This is a genomic window from Methanocalculus sp. (assembly GCF_029762515.1).
GTDB lineage: Archaea > Halobacteriota > Methanomicrobia > Methanomicrobiales > Methanocorpusculaceae > Methanocalculus.
This window is the reverse complement of record NZ_JARVGN010000284.1, coordinates 1-3,143: the sequence shown is the minus strand read 5'-3', so window position 1 is coordinate 3,143 and position 3,143 is coordinate 1. Positions and strand designations below refer to the sequence as shown.

The 3,143-nt window shown below is 47.8% G+C and carries 6 protein-coding genes; 1 reads left to right on the top strand and 5 read right to left on the bottom strand.

Annotated features, from left to right (window positions below; genetic code table 11):
• Nucleotides 1–144: 144 nt before the first annotated feature.
• A complete protein-coding gene (gene aglJ / locus QCH34_RS09695) occupies nt 145–1,086 on the bottom strand; it encodes an S-layer glycoprotein N-glycosyltransferase AglJ (RefSeq protein ID WP_300333434.1) in 942 nt (313 codons plus the stop codon).
• Between the two features lie 39 nt (nt 1,087–1,125).
• On the opposite strand from aglJ, the gene QCH34_RS09690 reads away from it, so the two are divergent.
• Nucleotides 1,126–1,695, top strand: coding sequence for a DUF99 family protein (locus QCH34_RS09690; RefSeq protein ID WP_300333430.1), 570 nt, complete (start codon nt 1,126–1,128; stop codon nt 1,693–1,695).
• Here QCH34_RS09690 and QCH34_RS09685 read toward each other — a convergent pair.
• The 4 genes from QCH34_RS09685 to QCH34_RS09670 all read right to left on the bottom strand — a co-directional run.
• A complete protein-coding gene (locus tag QCH34_RS09685; protein ID WP_300333425.1) occupies nt 1,667–2,185 on the bottom strand; it encodes an archaellin/type IV pilin N-terminal domain-containing protein in 519 nt (172 codons plus the stop codon). The two genes, QCH34_RS09690 and QCH34_RS09685, sit on opposite strands and share 29 nt — an antisense overlap.
• An 87-nt stretch (nt 2,186–2,272) precedes the next feature.
• Nucleotides 2,273–2,620: an Lrp/AsnC family transcriptional regulator gene (locus tag QCH34_RS09680; protein WP_300333421.1), complete on the bottom strand. Its 348-nt coding sequence runs from the start codon at nt 2,618–2,620 to the stop codon at nt 2,273–2,275.
• A gap of 6 nt (nt 2,621–2,626) precedes the next feature.
• Nucleotides 2,627–2,863 carry an LSM domain-containing protein gene (locus QCH34_RS09675; RefSeq protein WP_300333419.1) on the bottom strand — a complete coding sequence of 79 codons (237 nt, stop codon included), beginning with the start codon at nt 2,861–2,863 and terminating at the stop codon, nt 2,627–2,629.
• Nucleotides 2,864–2,924: 61 nt separating this feature from the next.
• The coding region (locus tag QCH34_RS09670) for a fructose 1,6-bisphosphatase (RefSeq protein WP_300333417.1) at nt 2,925–3,143 on the bottom strand (219 nt) is incomplete at its 5' end.

Here is a 3,143-nt window from a genome sequence, read left to right as displayed (position 1 = left end):
AAACAATTGATGAAGCATATCTTTATACATCACTTGCTGAGCATGCATCACGTGTACTCTTTTATACAGGGCATTTCAAAAAAAACCTGATGCCCACAGGGAAAAAGTAAAGCAATGAGGAAAAACAGAAGCAAACCAAAAAAGCTACTTCTTTTTTTCATTTTCAATTCGGTTCAGTTGTTCACGAAGCTTCCGGATCTCCCCGGTTGTCTCGCGGTGAAAAGCAAGGAAGATATCGCCAAGGAGACCAAACAACAGAATAATGAGTCCTGACATGATCAGAAGCCCGGTCAGGATGGTCATTGGTATCCGTTCAATACTCTGGAACCAGTCATAGACAACAATGATTCCAAGTACCACACCGGCAAGGGTGAGAAGAAGGCCGATAATTCCAAAATAGAAGAGAGGATTCCCGATTTTGGCGAGCTTATAGATGGTTTTTATGATCTTATATCCATCCCGTATCGGATGGAGCTTTGTGGGGGTGCCCGGCCTCTGGCAGTAACTGACAGGAACAACAGTTACTTTCAGCTCATTCCTGACCGCTTCAGCTGCAATCTCGGTCTCGATCTCAAACCCGGACTCTTTAAGGTTCATCCGGGATAGGGACTCACCAGTAAAGGCCCGGTATCCCGAGAGTATATCCTGAAGATATGCCCCATGAGCCCACTTGAAGAGAACATTGATGATATAATTACCAAAATGATTCAGGCGTGTCAGGGCACCCTTCTCATACCCGGATAACCGCTCACCGATGACATGATCAGCACCGTGTGCCAGAGGGGCGAGCATGCGATCGGCATCTGCCGGAGCATAGGTTCCGTCACCATCAAGCATGAGGATGTAAGGCTCGCGGATCATCGAGAACGCCTCAATGATCGCCGCACCTTTGCCTCTTCCAACCTGGATTGCCACCTCCGCACCGGCCCGCTCTGCAGCCTCCACTGTCCCATCGGTGCTCTTACCATCAATGACAAGTATCCGTGTAAAACCCATCTCCTGAAACTCACGTATGAGATGTTCTATGGTTTTACCTTCATTGAGTGTGGGAATGAGGATACAGACATCCGTTCTCTCGATGGCCATCGTACAATTATTAATAAGTACATTCTGATAAGTGCTTGTATGGGTTTGAGGAAGCCGGGGATACGCATCCTTGGCATCGCAGAAAGCTGGATGGGGAGAGAAGAGTCATTCCTTGCAGGTGTCGTCATGAGAGGGGATCTCAGAATTGACGGATCCGCACTCACTCATGTGACTGTTGGAGGGATGGATGCAACTGATGCTGTGATCCGACTTTTCATCTCGTTATCCCGGACAGATATCAATCTGATCCTGATCTCAGGGGCTGCAATCGCCTGGTATAATATCATCAATCCCGATCTGATTCAAAAGGCCACAAACACACCGGTAATGATCATCACCTATGAAGAATCAGGCGGGCTTGAAGAGGCAATACGCAATCATTTCCCGGGTGATAGAGAGAGAATGGAGGCATACTACGCACTCGGGGAACGTGATTCCATCCATCTGAAGACCGGGTATGTTGTCTATCTCAGGCGATCAGGAATCCAGCTTGATGATGCAACAAGGATCATCAACACATTCACCTTCGATGGCAGAGTCCCGGAGCCCGTCAGGGTTGCCCGGATTTTTGCCCGTGCAGTCATGCAATCCGCTCAGAACGGGAGATAATCCTGTCATGATCCTTATGATACACATCAAGCCTGACAGAATCGCCGGGTCGAAATGTACCATCAGTCAGATCAAGAAAGATCCTTGATCCCGGATACCAGTAAAACCCTGTCGAGCCGGGACCTTCCATCCTCTCAACACCGATATGGTATGTTGATATGAAGATATGGGCATTCATTGAAGAGATGAGGGCTCCGGAATCCCGACCATTGACAAAGATCTCAGCCCGGAGATCGTCATTGAAATATGTCTCCACCCCGCTATTGATGATGGTCATCCTGCTATCATAATTTAGTCCACCATTTTTTTCACAATAGTGGCTCAGCTGCGTGATTGCAAAGATCTCCGGTGGCTCTTCGGGAGAGCCTCCCTGCCAGAGCGGGATATGGAGCATCAGAAACAGAAGAACGGCAAGAATGATTGTGATCACAACTAAGAGCAGTACACCCTGAACCTGTGATACTGCTTCCCCTGATCGCCCATCTGACATCCTAAAAAGGTTATAAGTCCGGCTATTTATGTAATCTGAAATAGGTCTCTTTGAAGAGGAAGAGATGATGAAAAAAGAGGAGAACTCTTATTCATCAAAACCCATAAACGCAAGTTCGTACATCCAGTCAAGAAGTAGTTCGCAGGTTTCAACAACACATTCGCGCTCGCAGCCGACACAGGGGATCAGATGTTCACCAGCCATCAGGAGAGAGGGATCAATCACCCGCTTTTTTGTTGATTTCAGGAGATATGTCTTAATACCATTTTTCCGATATTCATGTCGCTCAACCATCCCAGAATCGATGAGCTTCTTGACAATCCGTGAACACTTCCTAGAGTCAACATTCAGGAGTTTCCATAATTCGCTCTGAAGAACACCATCGCTCTTCGACTGTATCATCTGGAGCGCTTCGTCAAACAAGTCATCAGTCATAGCGCTTCAGAGGACGGGGGCGATGCTCAGAATATTGTTCCCGCGTATGACAACACACCCCAGATTTCGTTCACGTGACCCTTCAGTCAGCTCTGTGGCTTCATCCATGTGGAGATTGAGATACTCGTCAACCGCAATAAGCCTCCCCTGAAGTTTTCGCCCATCATCCTTAATTTCTACGACAATTTTGGAATCGACGAGAGAATTTACCTTTTTAATAGGCAGAACAATACTTGACACCATTATGAATACTATCGCAGGGTTGCCACATTAACCTTTTCATACCATTTTACAAAAGAGTTGATCAGAGGAATGGATCGAAGGGGCCGTGTGCACGGCTATAGCCTGCAATCCGGGATCCAAGTTCTCTTGCGGGGTCAAGCGCAGGATCATCAAAGATATCAGCCGGGCCGATCAGCCGCCCCCCCGCAAGTGTAAAGGCCAGGCAGACAATCCGTGGTGGCCCTCCGGAACGGGAGCCCTGTGCATCACAAAGAGAAACCGGTATGAGTGGCATCATTGG

Coding starts and splice junctions, on each gene's coding strand:
- aglJ (WP_300333434.1), bottom strand. CDS start 1,086: ATGGCCATCGAGAGAACGGATGTCTGTATCCTCATTCCCACACTCAAT.
- QCH34_RS09675 (WP_300333419.1), bottom strand. CDS start 2,863: ATGGTGTCAAGTATTGTTCTGCCTATTAAAAAGGTAAATTCTCTCGTC.
- QCH34_RS09680 (WP_300333421.1), bottom strand. CDS start 2,620: ATGACTGATGACTTGTTTGACGAAGCGCTCCAGATGATACAGTCGAAG.
- QCH34_RS09685 (WP_300333425.1), bottom strand. CDS start 2,185: ATGTCAGATGGGCGATCAGGGGAAGCAGTATCACAGGTTCAGGGTGTA.
- QCH34_RS09690 (WP_300333430.1), top strand. CDS start 1,126: ATGGGTTTGAGGAAGCCGGGGATACGCATCCTTGGCATCGCAGAAAGC.